Origin of the sequence: Paenibacillus sp. SSG-1 (assembly GCF_002224835.1) — a bacterium.
GTDB classification, from domain to species: domain Bacteria; phylum Bacillota; class Bacilli; order Paenibacillales; family Paenibacillaceae; genus Paenibacillus_AQ; species Paenibacillus_AQ favisporus.
In genome coordinates, this window is record NZ_MBRK01000001.1 from 2,875,142 (window position 1) to 2,896,781 (window position 21,640).

Below are 21,640 nucleotides of genomic sequence, written 5' to 3' on the forward strand. Positions count from 1 at the left end.
TACCCGGCAGCCGGTACAATACAATGCTCCAGGTTAATGAATACTATTTTATTTAGATATCCTTATATAAAATGGCGGAAAAACAATTTATATTATTCCGTTTTATTTTCAAATTCCTTAAAGGGATAAAAAAGTGCATAACACAATGTAATCCCGATATCGTTTACGAAATACGTATAACCGCAATCATCAAAATCGAATAAATAAATGTCTCCATTATACAGATAAAAATTACTTTGATGAAAATCAGTATGAGTCAAACCGTATGTATCTTTGGACTTGGGTAGAGAAGTAAGTCTTGACAGCTACACATGCTTCTAACTCTCCACCATCATAAGCAGCGTCATCGATTGGCCGTATGGCATCGGGCAAGTTTTATTCTGCTTATAATATTCAATGGAATCAGCGACCAACGTGCCATTCGAAAACTTCTTGCACAGTGCCGCAGGGGTCGATTCTGGAAAGCACAGCCTGCAGCGCCTCATCCCGGCTCTTAACGGTCACCGTGGAAGCCTTTTGGATTTAAATTACAAACCGGGCTTAAATAGTTTTTTCAAAGCTTTTCTTGCGTAAACTCCTTCTCCCTCAGACCACTTATTCATGTTCCTGAAATCCGTGTTGTCTGTGATCTGGTCAATGTTACCAATCAAACGTTTTTTGGATAACTGCCGAATGTCTGTATCGACAATCTGATTTGCAATGAGGCAAGCAACATCTTCACCCCTCATGACTTTAAAAGGACGATCAAAAAAGTATGAAACTTCATCGGGAATCTTTTCAGTGATCTTTAGTCCGTTGTGCATATGTGATAGATGTTTGTAAGCATTATTCAAAGCACACTCGCGTTCTCTCCATGTAACTGCCGTTTGAGCAGTCCAAAGGTAGGGAAGTAATTGATCAGAACATTTCAAACGTTTAAATGCCGTACCAAACCATTTTGGATAAGGTGCATATTGACGCTCCATGAGAAAACAGAGATTTATAATATCGCGGACAAGGCGAGAAGCAATAATAGCTGAGCCAAGTTCGTCCCCGATAAAACCCGAACGATGCATCAGATGTTCTTCTTGACCGATTCGCTGCCAACTGGATGCCATAAGTTATAACCAAATATCGTGAGGGTAATATTCGAATCGTTTGCGTAATGTGGAAAGTTGACCGTTATCATCCCTATAAACTTCCCCCCGTGTTATTTCGAGAAGTGACTGCGAAGGAAAGGTTAGCCAATCTATTGGCTCTAACTCTTCAATTTTGTTTACAGCCAGGTAACTTTGAATGAACCTCGGCACCGTGGTAATTACGCTCCTCCCTATATCTACGGGAAAGCCATAGAACCGTTCTGGAGCTCGTTCTTGCAGTGTTGATTGTATGTGTTCGGAATACCCGATATCTGGTTGGTTAAGAAAAAGATATACCCGGGGAACCCAATCATGATCAGTCGACATTTCCGTATCATATCCGAGCACTTCGCTACCGGGACCAATTAGAGCCGATGAATAGGACAAGAAAGGGTAACTGTCCGTCATTACAAGCTCAACGATTTCGATATGAAATCGACGGCATAATTCTATTCCTTTGATAAAAGACATTCCCCATTCCTCCAAGTCCATCAACCACAATTATTTTTAAGCCCATTCATTAATAATTTCAGCATAATCTGGATGCAATGTATAGTTAAAAAAAACTTTATAGTAGAACTACCCTCCCCGTTAGCGTAATGAGCCTTCTTAAGAGCTAAAACGGCTGGATCGTGATGTCTTGACTATTATGTAGTCAAACCATGCCTATGAAAAAGCCAACTCAGATGAATGAGTTGGCTTTTTTCATAGTTCGAATCAAATAACCGACATAACACTGAGTGACCCAGAGAATTCCTACCCATTCAATTTGAATAGCATTACCAAATAGTCAGAACGGCTTCGGCTATAGAGCATCCCTGCTCCCGTCCGGCGATCGCTGTTACGCTGCGGCGGGCCGGGTCGTATGGATTCGGGCCGATGGCCACAACGCTGCGTTCATCGGGAGTTATAAGATAAACGTCCGCGTTTGTACGCATGCTTGCCGCATCCTCCGCCGCTCCCGGGATGGAGCCATAACCATTTGGCATCGGGGAGAGAATCACGATCCGATCGTAACCTTCAGCCAGCCTTGAATTGGTCGTGGACACCATTCCTCCGTCGGTCCAAGAGCGGTCACCGATCGATACAAGCGGCCAAATTCCCGGAACGGCTCCGCTGGCTGACACGGCATCGAGCAAAGAAACTCCCGATTGATGATCGAAAGTATGAAGTTGCCCGGTATCGGCATCGATGGCGGTCACCTTAAGATTCGCCGGCCATTTTCTGGTCACAAGGCGACTCTCGACCACGGCGCGCCGCTGTTCAGGCGACACGGGGGAGGGCGTATTTTTGGCGATAAGGCCAAATTCTGCCCCGACTTTTCGTGGATCGCTTCCTCCCGTGGCAAATGCCCTATACCACGCTTGCCTCAATTCATCGGAAGCGGCGACCGGTAACTCGGCTGCGTTCGCCTCCGACTGGGCGGCAAACAGATTATTCATGTCGTATCCACTGGCCAAGGCTGCTCCGACAAAGGCACCGGCGGACGTTCCGATGATCACGTCAGCTCGATGGAGGTCTACTCCGGATTCGAGCAGTCCCGCTAAGACACCAACCTCCCATGCGATCCCCGTCACGCCACCGCCCCCCAAAACTACAGCTCTGGTCGGTGAATTCCTTTTCTGAGCGTTCATTCACAGCTCCTCCTTCTGATCGACTATTGTGCCAATAGGTTTGACAAGGTTCCATTAGACCTCTAAAGTATAAACTATAAAGTATACTTGAAGGTCAAGCCTTACGCGGGAGGAAGTATGAAAATTCATGTGCTGGCGCAGAAGACCGGGTTAAATCCGCCGACCATTCGTTATTACGAGAAGGAAGGATTGCTGGATAGACGCCACGTTGAGCGCAGGGACAATAATTATCGTGAATATACCGAGGAAGCGGTCGAACACCTTTTACTGATTAAAAGGGTTCAGGCTGCGGGTTTTACGATAAGGGAAATCCAAGTTATTTTAAAGGAAGAAGACGGGAACAAACTTGAGCTCTCCCGGGCCATTGAATTTTTGCGGAAGAAAATGAAGGAAATGGACCATAGGAAAAGAGAATTGGAACAATCGCAGTCTCTTCTCGCTCGGATGCTAGACAACAAATTGGCGCTGCTGGAGAAGAAGGGAACATAAGAAAATCGTTTATGCTCCTATCGTAATACACTTCAGCTATAGTTCTCGCCTCTATTTTCCTTAAACTATTTTTACTGTTAAACTCAAACCACCGTATCGATATTCCAGAGCAGCTAGTCCGTAACAGGTAATTCGATATCGACCGTGGTTCCTTGATTAAGTGCGCTTCGAATGCTCAAGTTCCCTTTATGGTCATGAATAATTTTATAGCACATCATCAAACCAAGCCCTGTCCCCTGTTCCTTTGTCGTATAAAAGGGTTCCCCTAACCGATGAAGGTTGTCAGTAGGTATCCCAATACCTTCATCCTTAATACGGATAATGAGCTCATTCAATTGCTCAAAGGCGACGATCTGAATTTTGCCACCATTCGGAGTTGCCTCAATTGCATTTTTTAATACATTGACGAACACTTGTTTAATATCCACTTCCGAACAACAAATTGGAGGAAGATCTCCATGTATTTCTATGTAAACTTGAACCCCATTCATTGTAGCTTGGGCTTCTAATAAATTTATTACACTATACAAAAGGGTACCTATATCGTTCCTTTTTAAAACCTTCGGCTGCGGCTTGGAGAATATCAATAGCTCATTGATAATACTATTCATCCGGTCGACCTCAGATAACATAATCTCACAGTGCTCGACTCTTCTCTTATCAGATTCCTTCATAAGCTGAAGAAAGCCCTTTAGTGATGTTAAAGGATTGCGGATTTCGTGTGCTAGCCCTGCGGCCAATTGTCCAACAACATTTAATTTATCTGCTTTCCGGAAAAATTCTTCAGATTTTATGCGCTCAGAGATGTCACGGGTAATGCCTGTCAATGCAATAATTTCGCCGTAGCCATTTTTAATTGGAGAAAGGGTTATAGAAACATGTACTAACTCTCCGGCTTTATTCTGCCGAACCGTCTCAAAAGTCTTTGCCAGCATATCACCTTGGATTTCTTGGGTAATGGATTTGAATTCATCTTCCATCTCCGGCGGGACAATGGGCAACTGCCTGCCAATCAACTCATTTTCAGACCAACCATATAACATTTCAAATGAATGGTTTACACGTATCACATTCCCCCCTGTATCTATGATACAAATACCATCTGCCGAGTCATCAATGATCGATTCCAGCAATTTCTTAGTTCTTTCCAGCTCTTGTTCCGCCTTTTTCCGTTCCGTAATATCCACGCATGAGGCAATAACCTCAATAACCTTACCATCTCGTCGAATTGGCCTCAGCGATGCCAAATAATAGATGCCTTTCGATTCCCCTTCATACGTGACTCCTTCATTTCCTTCCCAGGCTTTAACATAGTGCCATTCCTTGGCTGCCGCTTTCCCAGCGGGGAGAAAGTCCTTAAGTTCTTTCCCAAGGACGTCTCTTTCCTCCAAACCCATTTTGGACATTAATTGTCCAGCGCAATAAGTATGAACAAACCGTCCATCTTCATTTATAAATTTGAAGGTCATGCCTTGCTGCTCTCGTAATATTTCCTCAATATCCTGGAAGTACTTTTCTAGATCCTTGTCCGATGGTTTCCTAAGCATTGGTCTCAACACCTCTTCAGAAGGGCTCGAATAGGAACACATTCGACAAGCATTTTAGGAAGTCCTTCACAATGGCTCCTCGACTTATTTGCCACATCATATCACAGATTGTTTCCAGAGAAATATAGACTTACTCGCATATTGAGATTGGGGTTGACAGGATAAAGAGTGACAATGTACAATTATTTTGTTTCATATGAAACTATAATTATATATAATTTTTATAACGTCCTATTTTATCAGTACCGAAAAAGATTCAAGTGAAACAAAACAATAATTAATGAAGGAGGTTCATTCCTGCCTATGGAAATCGTGAATCCCAAGACATTGACGGATCAAGTTACATCTGTCATTTCCCATGTCGTGGTAACTACTGCCTCTAAACTGGCCTTCATCTCAGGTCAGGTTGCTGTAGATGAAACAGGCGCATTGGTCGGTTCAGGGGACTATTACGCGCAAGCGATTCAAGTGTTCACCAATCTTAAGTATGCATTGGAAGCCGCGCGAGCGGATCCATTGTACATTGCAAAAATGAACATTTTTGTGGTAAACCACCACCCGGAATTGATTTCGATTATTTTTGACGCCGGATTTCATGTGTTTGGCTCTAACTGGCCGAAGACAGCAAGTACCTATATAGGCGTTCAAGCACTAGCCGATCCTGAATGGCTTATCGAAATAGACGCAATCGTGATCATCCCATAATGTTTAAGAAAAGAGGTTATTGATATGAAATATGAAGTCATCCTTATCGGTGGCGGACCTGTCGGCATGATGTTAGCTGGAGAATTGGCATTAGCCGGTGTAAAGGTCTGCGTCATTGAGCGATTAAAAGAGACAACCCCGTATTCACGTGCGCTTACCGTACATCCACGAACCCTTGAAATATTAGATATGCGTGGAGTGAAATCACAACTAATCAGTAAAGGCCGCTTACTTTCGAGAGGACATTTTGCCGGATTAGAAACTCCTTTGGATTTCTCTGTGCTGGATTCTTCTTCCAATCACACTCTCTTTTTACCGCAGAGTGAGACGGAGAAGGTGCTGGAGGAATGGGCTCTTAGCCTTGGCGCAGAGGTCTGGAGAGGGTTTGAGGCTCTATCTGCGCATCAGGATGAGGATGGGGTCGACGTTAAGATCGCCGGACCTCATGGAGAAACAGCATTAAGATCAGCTTATGTGGTAGGTACGGATGGAGCCAGAAGTTTGGTTCGCAAATCTGCAAATATATCCTTTGAAGGTACAGATACGACCTTTACGGCTATTCTGGGAGATGCCGTTCTATCTGATTTGGCTCCTATGAGTGTTATATCCCGAATTACAGAAAAAGGTTTGGTCAGCATCATGCCGATCAATGATCATATCTATCGGGTCTTGATTATCGATATGGAGAGACGTAACGTCTCTAAGGATGAGAAGGTTACCTTGGAAGAGTTTCGTTCATCGCTCATCCGTACGACCGGAAGCGACTTGGGATTGAATGATGTGAAATGGATGTCCCGTTTCGGAAATGCGACGCGGCAGGCGGGACGCTATCGGAATGGTCGATTGTTCTTAGCGGGAGATTCGGCGCACATTCATTTTCCGGCTGGTGGACAAGGAATGAACGTGGGCTTACAAGAAGCGATGAACTTAGGCTGGAAGCTTGCAGGAGCCATCAAAGGCTGGGCTCCGGACTGGCTATTGGATAGTTATCATGCCGAACGTTTCCCATGGAATACGGCCTTGCTCCGGAATACCGAGGTCCAAACCCTGCTTCTGGACGTGACTCCTCCCATCACGGAACTGCGAAGTATGTTGGCTAATCTAATTCAAATACCCGAGGCTAATTATCAAATCGCTGCACAGATTTCCGCCATGGACGTACATTATGCACCCGACGCCGAAGCGCCTTCCCATCCTTTAAACGGGAAACGGTTCAAAGATCTCCGCTTACAACTGAAAGACGGGCAATTGATTAACTCCTATCCGCTCCTGAACAAAGGTATTTTTCTTCTGCTGCAGTTCCATTCTAATGAACAGATTAGCGGCCAATGGGAAACGTATAGCAACCTTCAAGTATTACATGCATCTTTGGCTGAGGCAGACGCGGATTGGAACGACGTCCACACGGCACTTATTCGTCCGGATGGACATATTGCCTGGGCGATTTCTCTATCTGAGGCGAATCCAATGCAAAAAATAAATGAAGGTATCACTCGCTGGTGTGGAGACATAACGGGTTAGCCATACAAGCATCATAAATCTGCCGATTGAGACCCTGTCCCCCACTTCTTTAGGATAAAGCCACTCAGAACGTTACACAGGAGAAACCGCAGATATGACCGTTCTGTATATATCGTTACAACAAAAAAAGCCGCTCTTACGCGGCTTTTAATCATGTATGTTCTTGTCGTCTTACAACACTACGCCCCGATTTACTTTAATTAAATACCTTTTTAACAAAGTCAATAAGCTTGGACTTTAATACATCACCGTGCTCTCCCCTGTGGTACATATCTGTTCCGTGATAACCACTCTCATCCACAATCAGCTCTTTATCCGTTGCTCCGGATGCTTGATATAATTTGCGCACTTCTTTTTCAATTGAGCCTCCATAATCGCCAGGTGAAAAAACAAACACGGATGGTGCTTTTATCTTCTCCACGCTTGGAATGGCATCAAGTGGTCCGCATTGTGCAGGAGAAGAAAGAATAATCAGCCCCTCAATAGGCAGCGCTTGACGAACGCCTGCAATGATTGCTGTACTGCCGCCACATGATGCTCCTGCCAAAAACACTCCTTTTGCCCCCAATCGCTTGAGTTCGCTTAAGGCAGCATCTGCATCACGATCTATATTCTGATTATCCTCCGGAATATTCTGTGAAGCACCATGATTACGATATTCAGGAATAACAACTAGATATCCACTATCAGCCAGCTCTGTTCCCATGTCAAGAAAAGAGCAAATGTTATAGCCTTGCTCGTGTGCAAGCAGGACTCCTTTATCTCCGCTGCCAAGCACAAGTGCAGACAGATGCACCCCATCACTGGTTGTTAATGTAGTTGCTTTATTCCGTAGCTCTTCAGGAACACAACTGTTCACAAGATGCCCGTTAGAAGATTTCACCGAACGATCCGGCCAGGCAGGATCATAATCAATCGGTTTGTTAGTTGGTATGTTCTTCACTTCGGCAACTGGTGTTTCATTTACAGCATCTTCTATAGGTTTCGTATTTTGAGGTTGATTAGATAGAGATTGATTTTCATCTGGAGATATAGGCTTATTAGTGGTGCATCCTGTAATCATTACTAACAATATGAGCAATACATATACCATTTTTGTTCCTTTAAAAAATACGTTCATAGATTTTCTACACCTCTAACTATTACTTGTTGAAGGAAACTCTTGTTAAATCAATTGATCTCATATTTAACCTCCTTTGATTGGTGTGTGTTAAATATACACAAAATGTATGTTCGATTAAAGGGAGCGATGTGCAGCCGACCAAAAAGCCAGCAGCCTCCAGATGTTTTCATTGAGCTAGCGTTTCCCGTTAACTCAATCGTCACTCGTAGCGGTTACTCAGGATCCCTTCATACTTCATTCCGATTTTCTCCATAACTTTAAAGGTGCAGGATTTCCCGTCATCACTAAAGCAAACCCGCGATTTGACTCATTTTTCTGTCAAATTGAGAACCTAAAACTTAGGCATCTCGTTTACGGAAAAGTACAATAGCTACTGTAATCAAGATCAGTGTCCATAACATTGAAATACCTGCCCCTTGCATGGGTGTAAGGTAATTTAATTTAACAGAGGAAGGCGGCATATACATATAATATCCTGCCGTATCTGGAAAGTATTTCCTAATTCTATGTGGAAAATCTCTCGTCAATGGACTGACAACGAAATAATAACCTAGCAGCACCACTAAAGCAGGAGTGGTTCTTCTAAATAAAGCACCTATAGCTGCACTAAGAAGTGTGGTACATGTTAGATAACCTGTTGCACCTAATAGTGTTTTTATCATCGTGTCTATTTCAATCACTACTGCTGTGTCTCTCATCATCGTAAAAGTATATAGAACACCTGAAGCAGCCATAATAAATGCCGCAGGAATGGTTATAATTGCCAATGCTAAATGCTTCGTGGATAACTGAACCCCCCGCCAAGGTATCGTAGTTAAAGTAGTTCGAATCTGTCCACCAGTGTACTCCGAACAAGTAGCTAGTATACCAAGAATAATGAACCCTGCTTGAAGATATCTCATAGAAGCAAGTCCTATATTCAGTATACTTTGCGTTCCTGCTGCCCCTTGTAGACCAACAGAAGTAAAAGTTGCAGCTAACAGTAAATTAAGTATGAATGTACCTGTAAGAGTGAGCCATATTGAAGGTAGTGTAACTAATTTATCCAGTTCAGCGCCAAGGATTCGTGTTATCTTTTTACTCGAAGGGAAACTCATGATGCAACGTCCCTTCTATGGAATACGATAGCTGCAGCAATGAAAAGAACGACGACCCAGGCAAACATGACTAAACCGCCTGTGAGCGGGGTGAGAAATCTATTGCTCAGAAACATAAACATTTCAAAGCCGGCCCGATCCGGTAAGTATAACGCCAACTTTGTAACCTTAGAAAGCAGGAAACTGAATGATACAAAGGATGTATTTATGATGAGCACAGCAAGCGGGATCATGCCATGCTTTGTTAGAACAGTAATCCCAAATGCTAAAAGAGCAGTGAATGCCCAGTAACAAACTGCACCGAGCAGTTTAGGCCATTCAAATGCAGGGGTGTACTCGCCAAGAACAAGATGCGTAGCAGACACCGTTGTCATAATAGCCACAACACTAAGCAATATGCTGATCACTGTCACAGCGACTGCTTTTGCCAGCAAAAAATGAAGCCTTGATGAAACAACCGTTAAACTTGTTGTAATCTGCTGTCCTCCGCCTGATTCATTGCCCTCTGCCAAATACTCGCTGCTGACGGCAAGCACACCGAGAATAATGACGCCTTGTACACCAAGACCTAATCCAATGTAGCCAACTTCCGATAGCCGTGTGCTAACTCCAGCTATAATCTCCTCTTTTTGTGCCATGCTGTCCAAGGCGGCAATGACCGCTGGAGCAAATACTCCGATCAGAAAGGCAAGCCAAATGCCCGGCAGGGAGAACAATTTAGATAATTCCGCGTTGAACGCTCTCATACAACATCACCTGCTAGTCCAGATGTCAGGGCAAAAAAGGCTTCCTCTAGCGTGGAATGGTTACCTATTACTTCTTCCAATGTTCCATCTGCAACGATTTTTCCGTGATGAATAATCACCACATCATCAACAGTCGCTGCAAGCTCTCCCATGAGATGACTGGATAGTAACACCGTATTACCAGACGCAGCACGTTCACGTAAAAACGTCCGAATCCAGCGAATCCCTTCCGGGTCGAGGCCGTTTACGGGCTCATCTAGAACCAATATTTTTGGGTCTCCAAGGAGTGCAGCTGCCATACCAAGTCTTCTTCCCATACCGAGGGAATAATTCCCGACTCTTTTTCCGGCTGCATTCGTAAGACCTACTATATCCAGCACTTCCTCGACACGTGAGCGAGACAATCCTGCGGCATGTGCCATCCAACGCAAGTGCGCCCGTCCTGTTCGCATACGATGAGCTCCAGATCCATCAAGTGCGGCACCTACTGTTGTTAGAGGATTATGTAACTCTGCGAATGGCTTTCCATCAATGAGTGCATTTCCTGAGGTGGCACGATCTAACCCAAGCAGGATCCGAAGTGTAGAACTTTTGCCTGCCCCATTGGGACCTAAAAAACCCGTTACTCTACCTGGTCTGGCCTTAAAACTGATACCTGATAAGATCTCTTGAGTTCCGCGACGTTTCACCAAGTTATGAATTGTAATCAACCATAACACTTCCTTTCTGTTATGGTTCCAATGATAAAGAAGCAAGGTTACATCTCGGTTATCATGCTGTTTACTTCTGGGTTAACTCTAGGTTAAGCTCTGCCAATAGCTACTCTTGTTCCATTTTCATTGGATGTAAAATCAGCTTTCAGCTTCATTTTTTTTAACATATAATTTGAAGTCGATAAACCAATCCCCGCTCCGCCCTCGTAGGATGAGTTATCCATACCTGGACCTCTGTCTGCAATAATAATCTGTTCTTTTTCTACATCGACCACAATGTTTATATATTTTCCCTCTGCTGCATGGCGAATAATATTCTGAAATAAATTATCCAGAACTCGTGTCATCCATTTAGGATCTGCTTCCCAATAAAAAGTCTCCTCTGTCGGTAAATCAACATCGAGCTGAATTTCTTTTTCTTCAAATAGAGGATACCACGCAGCAACAGATGCTCTTACTAAACGTCCAATATCTGTTGAAGTGGATTGAAAAGGATGTTTCCCTGATGTAAGCAATGTGTAGGAAAATAAATCATCCATTAGATCTCCGACTCTAGTAATCGTATGATTTATCTCTGTTAATGAATTCTGTCCTTCTAAACTTATAGATTCTTTATTTAATCTGGTGACGTGTCCTCTCAAAATAGTAAGTGGTGTTCGTAAATCGTGAGATAAATTCGCAATGAGTCGATGTCGTAATAACTCCTCTTCATATTCCCGCTTGCGACTGTCTTCAAGCTGCTGAATCATCCAATTAAAAGAACTTCCTAACTGGTCTATCTCATCCATACGATCCGCTTGAACAGATATGGGTTTAGGAAATGAGTTATTTTTAGCTGAAGATGACATGACTTCCTTTAAGTGAGCGAGACGTTTTTGAAGTTTCAAGAAGAACAGCCAAGATAATATAACAAATGCGACCATAATAAAACCAAACAATAGCACGGAATTGTAAAACAGATTTAACGTATTCACATTTTTTTCATGTGTATTTGAAACCCCAAAAAACGCACTGATGAAAATCAGCATTATCGGAGGAAGAAAGATAAATAGAAAATGTACTTTTAGAAACCGACGAAATAATGATCTGTTCTGTTTCATAGTTTCACCCGGTAGCCTATTCCCTTCAACGTTTCGATAATCTCTGGGGAATCTGGATTACGTTCCAACTTTTGACGTAGCCGACGGATATGCACCATTACTGTTTTATCACCAGTTATATAAGCTTCTTGCCAAATTGCTTCATAAATTTGTTCTTTAGGTAAAACTTGATTAGGATGGCGTAAGAAATACATTAAAATTTGATGTTGTTTCCCTGTCAATATAATTTCTTCACCTGTGTGTTTGTCAAATACCATTTGGCCTTCCGGATCTACTTCAATATGATTTCCTAATAAAATGCGTTTGGAATGTGTGACACCACTTCGACGGATTAATACTTCCAATCTTGCAACTAATTCATCCGTATGGAATGGTTTCGTTAAATAGTCATCAGCAAATTGTAAGCCATCTACCTTATCATCGATCGATGTTCGAGCGGATAACAGCAAAATAGGAACAGCAGGAGCTGCCTTTTTTAATCGTTTTCCCACAGTAAAACCATCTAAACCAGGTAACATGATATCCAATATAACGATCTCATGCTGATTTACTTCTTTTTCGGCTCCTTCACCAGAAAGCAGCCACTGAACTGAAAATCCTCGCTTTTCCAATTCTTCTTTCACCAAACTGCCTATCTTCTCATTATCTTCTATATATAATACGGTTCTTTTCAAGTAACATCCCCCTCTCTATATTGAGTTCACTACTAGCCAGATTAACACAATATAAATAATCGTTTCCAGGTAAGACAATCTTATCGTTCGCTTACTCTTGTTTTCTTACTTTAATGCTGCTGGTTCATTTTTCGGATTATCCTCACCCTCAAAAATGTTTTTTACTTCTGCATGGCAAATACATCAGGATCATGTGATACCTCAAAAATGAAGCTGCCGATCAGCTTCCGGCAGCTTCTTACTTGTAAGTTATTCAACTGTGGTATCGCGTTAGCTTAGTCGTTCATTCATTTGTTTAAGGTGATGGATATCATGGTCAATGAATATCTTCAAGTATTTATCCACTGTAAATTGACGTTTTCCAGAACCAATTGTGAACTTAGCATTACTGTCGATTCCAGATATCGCTTTAATTAATATTCTTCGATTCAGGACAAACTCATCTATTAAAGAACCAGTTGTTGTAAAAACACTTATGTATTCGATGGCTTCTCTATTATGTAAGTCATGATTAGGGAAAGCGTTCAAGTTTGCACCCTCATTCATATAGGGGACATGATTCTGTAAAATAAACTTATCCCAATAATATAGATGTCCTATGATTTCCTTGACTGACCACTTACCTTCACTTATTGGCTCAAGAAGGCGTTGTTCATCGAATTTTTTATACTTTAGTATTTCTTCTGCTGTCTGATCATAACTTAAAGCTGCTTTATTGCTCATTTATTAACCTCCATTTCTGATATGGATAAGTTAATTTAACCCAATAATAACGCATATGTAAAGAACGTTAGTTATGACTTTTGTGCCTTGGATTATATGATTACATGGGGTTTTGACAACAACATATATCAAATCACAAAAAAACCATGGCTAAGCAACTAAAGGCATATATGTTCTTGTCGACGGGCGTCCAGCTCCTCGCATAGTTCATTCGAAGACAGCAGCCAAGCTTGAGGAGAAAAGGAAAAAACCAGCTTCCGCGCGGAAGCTGGTTGGCTGCTATTTATACTCCATCGTCACGGTCCCGGCATATTGGGGCACGTTCTCCTTGGACAAGTTCAGCGTCTGAACGTGAGTCTTCTTCGCCCCTACAGCCTGAAGAAACTTATCCACCTTAGCGAAGAACAATCGCCCGAGTAGGCCGAGCGCCTTCGTGCTGTAGTGCATCGGAATCGCCACGGTCGCCTGCAATTGCCGCATCACCTGTGCCGCCTCCGCCCCGTCCAGCGTCATCCTTCCGCCCACGGGAAGGAGGAGGACATCCACCGGGCCGATGGCGTTCACTTGCTCCTCCGTTAGCAGATGGCCCAGATCCCCGCAGTGGCAGATCGTCAACCCGTCCATCCGGAAGCGGAACACGATGTTCGGGCCTCTTTTCTGACCGTTCACCTTGTCGTGGAACGTGCGGAAGCCGCTAATATCCACGTCTCCTACGCTGTACTCCTTCGGCTCGTTCACGACCAAGTAATCGCCTGAGGCGGCTTGAATCTTGTTGTGATCGCCGTGATCGTGGGTCACGACGACGATGTCCGATTCGATCGGGACCGGCATGCGGTAGCCGAGGAACTTGTAGTAAGGATCGATAAGAATCCTGGTTCCGGCGTCCGAGGTGAACTGGAATGACGAATGGCCATACCACTTGATCTGCATGATTGTATGCGCTCCTTTCGTTTATCGGGTCGCGACTCTGCCCCTTGTTCTGAGCTTTGTTTCTGAGCTTTATTTCTGAGCGTTATTCTAGCAATTTCTCCCTCTGCAGCTTGCCGTACACTTTGAAGTAAACCCAAATAGCATTCATTAAGAGCAATGCGCCAGTGACAAGGAAAACATATCGGACGCCGAGATGCCCTGCAATTTGACCGCCAAGCACCGAACCGCCAAAGACGCCGAGATAGGCAGCCGACATATTCAATCCGAACACGCGGCCGGTCAGATTGGACGGGGTGATCTTCTTTAGTAAGACGTTGACCGAAGGATTTAGTCCGCCTGCCGCCAATCCTAGCAGGAAGCGAAGCGCCATCAGTTCCCAAGGATTATGGACGAATGCCTGTGGGATGAACAATATACCTGCCACGATCAGCGTGAAGAGCATGATCTGATGTGCCCCGATCTTATCTGACAGCTTCCCCAACCGAGGAGCAGCAATGATAGTAGCCAATCCCGAAGCCGAGAAAATCGCTCCTGAGATCAATGCGACGTGGCCCAGATCATGTGCAATCTGATCGACAAAGACCGTAAGCACCGGTTGGACCGAATATGTGGCGATCGACATTACGAAGTACGTAATGAACAAGGTGATCGTTAAGCTTGGCTGCGGAACTTGAGCCCAGACTTCCTTGAAGCTCGGCACCTTTTTTTCCGTACGGACGAACGTCTCTTTCACGAAGAATAAGGTCGTCAGGAAGGCGATGAACATGAAGCCACCTGTGATGTAGAAAATGTTCTGCATCCCGAAATGCTCTTCAATTAAGCCGCCGATCAACGGTCCGAGCAGGGAGCCCGCGATGTTGGCCGTTGATAGCGTGCCCAGAGCCCAACCCGAATGTTCCTTGCTCGTCTGGGTCGCGATCAGCGTTGTGCAAGCCGTGCCATAGCCTGTAATGACGCCTTGCAGCAACCTTAAGCCGATCAGCCAGTAGACATTCGGCGCGAAGCCCATGCAGCCGATGACGATCGCCATGCCAAGGCTGGCTCTGAGCAGCATAGGCTTGCGACCGTATTTGTCTGCCGCGCGTCCCCAGATTGGCGAGAATATAGCGGAGATAATATAAGTCACACCGAATGCGACGCCGGACAATTGGGAGATCCAGGATGCGTTCTCAACGCCAAGCTGCTTAATGAAGAGAGGCAAGACAGGCGCGATCTGGCTCATGCCTACACCTGTCATGAACATGCCGAACCAGCAGACCCATAAATTTCTTTTCCATATCTGCATTACAAATGCGCCTTCTTTACACCAAAGTATCGACCCAAGCGTCTACCGTCACAACATCCGCCCGTTTGGTGAATACTTTCTCGAGCAGAACGCGGTGCACTTCTGGATCGGGATCGAAGCAAGCATCGGATAGAACGGTAAGCTGATAATCTTTGTCCGCTGCTTCCGTCAACGTCGACAGTACAACGCCGCTCGTGGAGATGCCGCTCAGAATAAGCTGGTTGATGCCCTTAGCGCGAAGAATCATCTCCAGATCGCTGCCGGCGAAGGCACTGACGCGCTTCTTGGTAACGATCGGCTCTCCTGGCTGAGGCGCCAGCTCCGGATGAATTTGCGTCGTCTCGTCGTTCACTGTCATGCCGCCGTATTGAGCCGCTCTCGCGAACATTCGGTTCATCGGGCTGATCTCCGGATAGCCTTCGCGGAAGGCGACTCGCACGAAGATGACCGGAATGTTGTGATTGCGTGCGGCTTCCAGCGCCATCTTGTACGGGAACAGCGCTTGCTTGTCCCCAAGGTGCCCGGCAATAGCGTTCTGCAAGTCCATAACTAACAAAGCAGAATTGATCTGTGTCATTCGTTGTACACTCCTAGTCCATATGATATGATTAAGCGGAGAACCCTCCACTTCATATTAAGCGGAGACATCTCCACTTGTCAACCGTGATCGAAATCGAAATTCAAGGACGTGATGTGCACATGAAAGAAACCGATACATCCCCACCCCGTTCCGAACGCCGCGACGCGGCGGCGAATCGTCAGCGCATTTTGGATGCGGCGCTTCGGCTGTTTGAACAGCATGGTGTAGAAGCCGTCAGCATGAACCAGATCGCATCGGAAGCACAGGTCGGGCCAGGAACCCTCTATCGCCGATACAAGAACAAAAGCGAATTGTGCCTGGATTTGATCCGCGACAGCGCCGACCTTCTATTCGAGGAATACGAGTCCTACTTGGAGCAACACCGCACGGAGCCGGCGCAAGAGCAGCTGAAATATTTTATCCGTTTGTTCATCCGGTTCCGGGAGAAGAAATCGCAGCTCTTGATCGGCGTCGAGGACTCCTCGCAGACAAACCGACCCAAGTCGCGGGCAAGCGGCCCCATCTACAATGAGCTAAACAAAATTTTTGTGTCGTTATTCGATAAGATGGCGGCTTCTGAAACATTAAGTGCAGACAGTGACAGTGTTTTTAAAGCCGATATGCTCCAGATGGTGCTGAGCCGTGACTTCTATTCCATCCAAAGGGATGTCCGCGGCCTTTCGCCCGAGTCGATATTTGAACAGATCTGCTACATTTTCCACTTGTGAAAAAGACTCTTGAGAACCTTCCGAATAGCTCTCCCTAATAAACAACCCCTAGCGCTCGAACAGTTACGTTCAAGTCTAGGGGCAGTTTATTTAAAAGCTCGTATCCATTCCTTATTCATTTTCCTCAAAATATGAACCTGATTCGAGCGAAGACATTAACATCGATACGTCGATCAGCTCGCTGTTGCGGAATGCATCGCCCGAGCAGCAGCAGAAGCTCTTTCGGTGCCTAATCGATAACATCGCTATAAGTGTGTATGCTGTCTAGTAATTTTCCCCGCGATAATACCGTTCCAGCTTTTGCTCCAAATGGACGAGCTGGTTTTTTTTCTCTTCAATGTCATCCAGCAGCTTTTGCTTCTGGTCTTGAATCAGCTGAATTCGTTCCGGAAGGGTTGAGGTACCCTCTTTGACCTTGTCATAATACATTTTGATATCTTCCACACTCATTCCGGTTTCACGCAGACATTTGATAAACACCAGCCAATTCAACTCGTTCTCCGTATATAAACGGTTATTCTGCTCGCTGCGCGCAGCCGGTTCCAGCAGTCCTTTTCTCTCATAAAAACGGATCGCACCGATGTTGATTCCGACTGATTTCGCTACTTCTCCGATTGTAAGCATATAACCCCTCATTTATAAAAAAGTTTATGTTGACCTACACTAAGTGTAGCATAGTAACTTATAAATCAGGTAGCATAACCATTATACAGAAAGAGGGATTTGAATGAAAAAAACCGCCTTCGTAACCGGAGCCAATAAAGGAATCGGATTTGAAATCGTTAAGCAGCTGAGTGAAGCCGGCTGGAAAGTCATTCTAGGCGCCCGCAGCGCCGAACGCGGCGAAGCAGCCGTATCTGAGTTGACTTCCAAAGGGCTCGACGTAGAATTTGTACAAGTAGATATGGAATCCTTAGAGTCTATCGAACAAGCTGCCAATACGATCCAACAAAACTATCCTGACCTGAAGCTGCTGATTAACAACGCTGGCATGCCTGGTGCATTCTCACGCTCGTTTACGGATACTAAAGAGGAGAATTTGCGGAACGCCTTTGAAGTTAACTTTTTCGGTACTTTCCGTTTGAACCAGCGTCTGTTCCCGTTGATCAAGAACAACGAAGGAACCATCATCAACGTCTCAACCGACATGGCCTCCCTGGATCATATGCAAAATGCGGAATCCACTCTAAACGCTTTTGATTATAATTCCTCCAAAACGGCAAACAATGCCATGACCTTATCGATGGCATATGAAGTTAGAAACAGCGGCGCTCAAGTATTTGCGGTAACGCCAGGGTTTACAACCACCGATCTCAACGGCAATGCCGCAGGCGGTAAATCCAAGGAAGCTGCTGCTGCCATTATCGTGGGTTATGCCATAGATGGCAAACGTCATAACGGTGAGTTTCTGGATGAGAAAGGCATTTACGCTTGGTAATTAACTTCTAAGCCTTGCGTTTAGCAGGCTACTGGTCTAAAACATGCAGTCAGAGAAGGGAGATCCTAGATGGATTTCCCTTCTTCATTATCGCATCCGGTTCACCTCCGGAAAGCGGCTATCCGCTCCTTTCATTAAGATTCCGCCTTGATTTTTCAAATACATATCGAAGAAATCCAGCATATAGGCATTGATAACGGTGTTCGCTCTCTCCGGCACCATTTTCCCTGTTATGCCCAGCATCTTAAAAATCGGAGAAATGAACTGTATGTCAGTAAAATTCAAATGCTCCGTATTCTCGATATAGAGGACTTGTCCCCCCTCCTCAACCGTTTCGCGCATCCGTTCAAGCTCCACCTTTTTATCCGCCGCTACTTGATCCTCCCACTCTCTTGTTGACCCCATACGGTTAAGCTCTTCATCCGAGTAGGCCCGGTTATTCATCACCCTTGTTAATTGTTCGAAATAGCTTTCCGAGTTGATGAATAAAACTGGCTTTCGCAGCCCCTCTTTGTCACGAAGACGATAAAGCCCTCCATCAAGGTCTATTCCCACCGCAATACGCGGATCGTAAGCAGCATCATAGGCTGTCGCTCCGCCGATGGAATGACCGAACACTCCGACATGACCGAGATCAATCCTCCCATGTAGTTGACTTGGTATCTGCCCCGATTGGATGAGCTCGAATTGGTCCAGCACAAAAGCCACATCGTCGGTTAACACTTTTCCCAACTTGTCGCGATTTTCTCTTTCCGTCGCGTAATCATGGTCGGGCGAGAATAAATGGTCGGTTGTGCTGGTCGTGATTCGACCGTCCGGAAACTCAGTTGCAAATGTATTGTAGGTGTGGTCAATCACCGCTACGATATAACCGTGACTCGCGAGATTTTCGGCTTGCGACGTGTGGAGGAACCTGGAAGAACCGTTGCCGGGATTCGCAAGGATCAGCGGGTATGATGTCTGTGCCGAAGAAATATCAGCATCTGAATAAGCATGACTGGATACATACTTCAGGTGTTGAAATGTAAACCCGGGAAGGCCATAGTTCGCAGCCATATAACGTAAAATCGGGGTATCGGGAATAAAGGGATCGTATTTGCCAGTGCCTGCTTGAGCTGGATACCATACCTGAACCATCAACTCTCTCTTACGATCTCTAGCTTCGTCGAAAATCTCATCCCTTTTTGTATCCACGAGGTGAAAAGTTTGAGTACCCACCTTAAAATTGCCTGTCGGCTCAGGTAGTTTAAACACTGGAAAGGCATACATGAGACCCGTTGTGACGACCAGCATGATTGCTATAGAGGTATAAACTGAACCCAACATAAATCGCGGGATTTTCATTGGACCTTTTTTATTAAAATAACGATAACCTGATATGGCTAAAAACATGATCGTTATACCATACGAGAATAAGAGCTGAACTCTGTATCCTTCCACCGTCCAATGAATGACCAGTACAAGTGTGGCGATCCCGCTTACAACGAATACTGGAACTCGACGCCGTCCTTTTTTCAATAGGACTGTTATGATAAACAAGCCGATGTTTGACAACAAAAGCAACAGTTCAAACAGCCTCATCTCGATTCCTCCATTAAGAAAATCTTTTCGTTTGCTCCAATGTTATCCTGCGAGGCTGGCCTAAGCTATCGACTTTCCTTACATCTCCCTTTCAAATTAGTAAGACGCTTACTGTCTACGCAATCATCCATACAAAACAAAAAAAGCCCCGAACATGAGTCGGGGTCAGCGTAAAAGCCCTGAATGTAAAGAGGTACTTGTTTCTCCTGCCTATTGCTGCGACTGTTCGCCTGGCACATTCATATCGAATGTAACCACGAACTTTTGTCCTTCACTGTATTGGGATCATGAGTTCTAAACTATAGTAGCACGGTATCCGGTTTTCTTACCTTTTTTAACTGCCTCAATATAGCCGTCAAAATAATATGGAATCTCATCTTCTTTACCGTTCTGAATTCTGCCTTTAACTTTATCAAATGCAAATATAGAAATTGAATAATCAGGCTCACCGGTAACCAAAACCGGTTGGTCTCTATCCTGTACCCAGTAGTATTGGCCTCCATAATTCCTTCTTGCCACTTCAAAGATATAACTCCCAGCCATAGACGAAACAGAATTCAATGCATCGTTATCCAGTTTATAATCACATAACTCTTCGAGAATATCGTCTAGCTTTCGTAGACTTTGGATACTAAAATCAAAATGACCTCGATCCGAAAAATTTTCCGCAAAGCTCTCCGCTGTTGAAATAATGTCTTGTTCTAATTGATTTTTTATAAACTCTATTATCTTTTCCTCCTTGTTTACTCTGCTTCAACAATATGGGCAGAAAATGTGGATTTAAGTGAAGACCAAACAAGTTGGAACCTTATTGGAGAGAAGTCTCTAGAACATGATTTGGTCATTTGTCATATGTATGCATTACTGCCATGCGTTCTTACAAAAAACCGTCATGCATTCATGAGACTGACTTATCGATTATCCAAATTATAGCAATATCCCTTTAATAGTACTCCTGAAGCTGGACTAAAATCAAGATCTTGAAAGCGAGTAAAGCCAAGACGCTCATAGAGACGAACAGCAGAATGCATTTCGTCCTTTGTGTGCAATCCTATTGCCCTCTCGCCATTAACTTGAGCGCGTCGTATACATTCCTGTACAAGCAAAGCTCCTACTCCATGGCCACGCATCGACGGATGCACGGCAAGCAATCGTAACTCAGCCCAACCAGGATTTCGAACTACCCTTTCACTTGCACTAGATGTCGAATGATACAATAGAACACTACCCACGATATTTCCACCAGACTCAACGACAATTCGCTCTACAGATTCTTTTATTCCAAGCGTCGTCACTAATCTCCGATTATACTCTTCGCGCATTGAATCACTCATTGTTCGGGCATATTCCTCATTTGCCTCTTCAACTATGGCTCTTATGATGTCTTGCTCAGATTCCACGGCATTTCGAATCAATATTTTATTGATATCAGTCATCTTTTCCTTATCTCCTTTACTAATAAAGGCATTAACCTAGTGCAAACTATATTTTAGTACTGTATATGTGCATATTAACATTAGTATATACTTTGGTTTAAAAAATAGGTGGGTCAAGAATGGTTATACTTAAAGTTGTATGCACGGCAATCGTTCTAATGTATTACTTTCGCTTTGGAATTTCGAATCCACCAAAGTCCCCCTAATGCTTGTTCCGAAGAATAAAAGTTATATGATGCATCTCATTAAAACTATCCTATAAAGTAATTTAAAGCAGGTGGTCATTCTGACCGGCTACTATCATATCATGATAGAACTACTTGCGAAACCCGAGAACGGAGGGTCCAAATGAACGTCGAATTGCTTCGGTAAACCATGATGTTCTTGTCGTCGGGTTTGACAAGAACATATATCGTTAAAACAAAAAAAGCCGCAGTTACGCGGCTATTAAGCGTATATGTTCTTGTCGTCT

Annotated in this window: 22 protein-coding genes and 1 pseudogene; 5 read left to right on the plus strand and 18 right to left on the minus strand. The window is 44.3% G+C overall.

The annotated features are described in order from the left end of the window. Positions 1 to 92: 92 nt before the first annotated feature. The 3 genes and pseudogenes from BCV73_RS13260 to BCV73_RS13270 all read right to left on the minus strand — a co-directional run bounded on the left by BCV73_RS13260 (position 93) and on the right by BCV73_RS13270 (position 2,752). The gene (locus BCV73_RS13260) at positions 93 to 305 is read right to left on the minus strand and encodes a phosphotransferase (protein ID WP_256993140.1); all 213 of its coding nucleotides are present in this window, start codon (positions 303 to 305) and stop codon (positions 93 to 95) included. A 222-nt stretch (positions 306 to 527) separates the two neighbouring features. Continuing rightward, positions 528 to 1,610 (minus strand): annotated as a pseudogene (locus BCV73_RS35790) (DUF4037 domain-containing protein). A 287-nt stretch (positions 1,611 to 1,897) separates the two neighbouring features. Beyond that, positions 1,898 to 2,752: a patatin-like phospholipase family protein gene (locus BCV73_RS13270; protein ID WP_089547463.1), complete on the minus strand. Its 855-nt coding sequence runs from the start codon at positions 2,750 to 2,752 to the stop codon at positions 1,898 to 1,900. 117 nt (positions 2,753 to 2,869) lie between these two features. On the opposite strand from BCV73_RS13270, the gene BCV73_RS13275 reads away from it, so the two are divergent. Next, complete coding sequence (locus BCV73_RS13275) at positions 2,870 to 3,241, plus strand: MerR family transcriptional regulator (protein WP_089547464.1); 372 nt, start codon at positions 2,870 to 2,872, stop codon at positions 3,239 to 3,241. A gap of 113 nt (positions 3,242 to 3,354) precedes the next feature. Here the strand turns inward: BCV73_RS13275 and BCV73_RS13280 are convergent, their stop codons facing one another. Next, on the minus strand, positions 3,355 to 4,788 hold the full coding sequence (locus BCV73_RS13280; RefSeq protein WP_179231989.1) for a PAS domain S-box protein: 1,434 nt from the start codon (positions 4,786 to 4,788) through the stop codon (positions 3,355 to 3,357). 303 nt (positions 4,789 to 5,091) lie between these two features. Here BCV73_RS13280 and BCV73_RS13285 point away from each other — a divergent pair, with 303 nt between their 5' ends. Both BCV73_RS13285 and BCV73_RS13290 read left to right on the plus strand, forming a co-directional pair. Further along, positions 5,092 to 5,493, plus strand: coding sequence for a RidA family protein (locus BCV73_RS13285; protein ID WP_089547466.1), 402 nt, complete (start codon positions 5,092 to 5,094; stop codon positions 5,491 to 5,493). Positions 5,494 to 5,517: 24 nt separating this feature from the next. Next, positions 5,518 to 7,014, plus strand: coding sequence for a monooxygenase (locus BCV73_RS13290; RefSeq protein ID WP_089547467.1), 1,497 nt, complete (start codon positions 5,518 to 5,520; stop codon positions 7,012 to 7,014). 196 nt (positions 7,015 to 7,210) lie between these two features. Here the strand turns inward: BCV73_RS13290 and BCV73_RS13295 are convergent, their stop codons facing one another. The 10 genes from BCV73_RS13295 to BCV73_RS13340 form a co-directional block, all read right to left on the minus strand. Further along, entirely contained in the window at positions 7,211 to 8,134 is a 924-nt protein-coding gene (locus BCV73_RS13295) for an alpha/beta hydrolase (RefSeq protein ID WP_089547468.1), read from the minus strand. 341 nt (positions 8,135 to 8,475) lie between these two features. Then, the gene (locus tag BCV73_RS13300) at positions 8,476 to 9,234 is read right to left on the minus strand and encodes an ABC transporter permease (RefSeq protein ID WP_089547469.1); all 759 of its coding nucleotides are present in this window, start codon (positions 9,232 to 9,234) and stop codon (positions 8,476 to 8,478) included. After that, a complete protein-coding gene (locus tag BCV73_RS13305) occupies positions 9,231 to 9,980 on the minus strand; it encodes an ABC transporter permease (RefSeq protein WP_089547470.1) in 750 nt (249 codons plus the stop codon). The genes BCV73_RS13300 and BCV73_RS13305 overlap by 4 nt, the downstream gene beginning before the upstream one ends. Then, on the minus strand, positions 9,977 to 10,690 hold the full coding sequence (locus tag BCV73_RS13310) for an ABC transporter ATP-binding protein (protein ID WP_089547471.1): 714 nt from the start codon (positions 10,688 to 10,690) through the stop codon (positions 9,977 to 9,979). The genes BCV73_RS13305 and BCV73_RS13310 overlap by 4 nt, the downstream gene beginning before the upstream one ends. Before the next feature lie 92 nt (positions 10,691 to 10,782). Beyond that, complete coding sequence (locus tag BCV73_RS13315; RefSeq protein WP_089547472.1) at positions 10,783 to 11,793, minus strand: HAMP domain-containing sensor histidine kinase; 1,011 nt, start codon at positions 11,791 to 11,793, stop codon at positions 10,783 to 10,785. After that, complete coding sequence (locus tag BCV73_RS13320) at positions 11,790 to 12,467, minus strand: response regulator transcription factor (RefSeq protein WP_089547473.1); 678 nt, start codon at positions 12,465 to 12,467, stop codon at positions 11,790 to 11,792. Before BCV73_RS13320 ends, BCV73_RS13315 begins: the two co-directional genes overlap by 4 nt. Positions 12,468 to 12,737: 270 nt before the next feature. Then, positions 12,738 to 13,190, minus strand: a complete 453-nt coding sequence (locus tag BCV73_RS13325; RefSeq protein WP_089547474.1) for a DinB family protein — start codon at positions 13,188 to 13,190, stop codon at positions 12,738 to 12,740. Positions 13,191 to 13,469: 279 nt separating this feature from the next. Next, entirely contained in the window at positions 13,470 to 14,120 is a 651-nt protein-coding gene (locus BCV73_RS13330; RefSeq protein ID WP_089547475.1) for an MBL fold metallo-hydrolase, read from the minus strand. An 82-nt stretch (positions 14,121 to 14,202) separates the two neighbouring features. Further along, positions 14,203 to 15,405, minus strand: a complete 1,203-nt coding sequence (locus BCV73_RS13335; protein ID WP_089547476.1) for a multidrug efflux MFS transporter — start codon at positions 15,403 to 15,405, stop codon at positions 14,203 to 14,205. 16 nt (positions 15,406 to 15,421) lie between these two features. Further along, on the minus strand, positions 15,422 to 15,982 hold the full coding sequence (locus tag BCV73_RS13340) for a cysteine hydrolase family protein (RefSeq protein ID WP_089547477.1): 561 nt from the start codon (positions 15,980 to 15,982) through the stop codon (positions 15,422 to 15,424). A gap of 86 nt (positions 15,983 to 16,068) precedes the next feature. Here BCV73_RS13340 and BCV73_RS13345 point away from each other — a divergent pair, with 86 nt between their 5' ends. Next, positions 16,069 to 16,713 (plus strand): TetR/AcrR family transcriptional regulator, encoded by a 645-nt coding sequence (locus BCV73_RS13345; protein WP_256993141.1) that lies wholly within the window; start codon positions 16,069 to 16,071, stop codon positions 16,711 to 16,713. Between the two features lie 264 nt (positions 16,714 to 16,977). Here BCV73_RS13345 and BCV73_RS13350 read toward each other — a convergent pair whose 3' ends face one another. Further along, positions 16,978 to 17,337, minus strand: a complete 360-nt coding sequence (locus BCV73_RS13350) for a MerR family transcriptional regulator (protein ID WP_089547478.1) — start codon at positions 17,335 to 17,337, stop codon at positions 16,978 to 16,980. Between the two features lie 103 nt (positions 17,338 to 17,440). On the opposite strand from BCV73_RS13350, the gene BCV73_RS13355 reads away from it, so the two are divergent. Continuing rightward, positions 17,441 to 18,151, plus strand: coding sequence for an SDR family NAD(P)-dependent oxidoreductase (locus BCV73_RS13355; protein WP_076165100.1), 711 nt, complete (start codon positions 17,441 to 17,443; stop codon positions 18,149 to 18,151). Between the two features lie 87 nt (positions 18,152 to 18,238). On the opposite strand, the gene BCV73_RS13360 is transcribed toward BCV73_RS13355, so the two are convergent. The 3 genes from BCV73_RS13360 to BCV73_RS13370 all read right to left on the minus strand — a co-directional run bounded on the left by BCV73_RS13360 (position 18,239) and on the right by BCV73_RS13370 (position 21,168). After that, positions 18,239 to 19,732: an alpha/beta hydrolase family protein gene (locus BCV73_RS13360; protein ID WP_089547479.1), complete on the minus strand. Its 1,494-nt coding sequence runs from the start codon at positions 19,730 to 19,732 to the stop codon at positions 18,239 to 18,241. 294 nt (positions 19,733 to 20,026) lie between these two features. Further along, positions 20,027 to 20,251 (minus strand): hypothetical protein, encoded by a 225-nt coding sequence (locus BCV73_RS35795; protein ID WP_256992846.1) that lies wholly within the window; start codon positions 20,249 to 20,251, stop codon positions 20,027 to 20,029. Positions 20,252 to 20,643: 392 nt separating this feature from the next. Continuing rightward, entirely contained in the window at positions 20,644 to 21,168 is a 525-nt protein-coding gene (locus tag BCV73_RS13370) for a GNAT family N-acetyltransferase (protein WP_089547480.1), read from the minus strand. Positions 21,169 to 21,640: the final 472 nt, after the last annotated feature.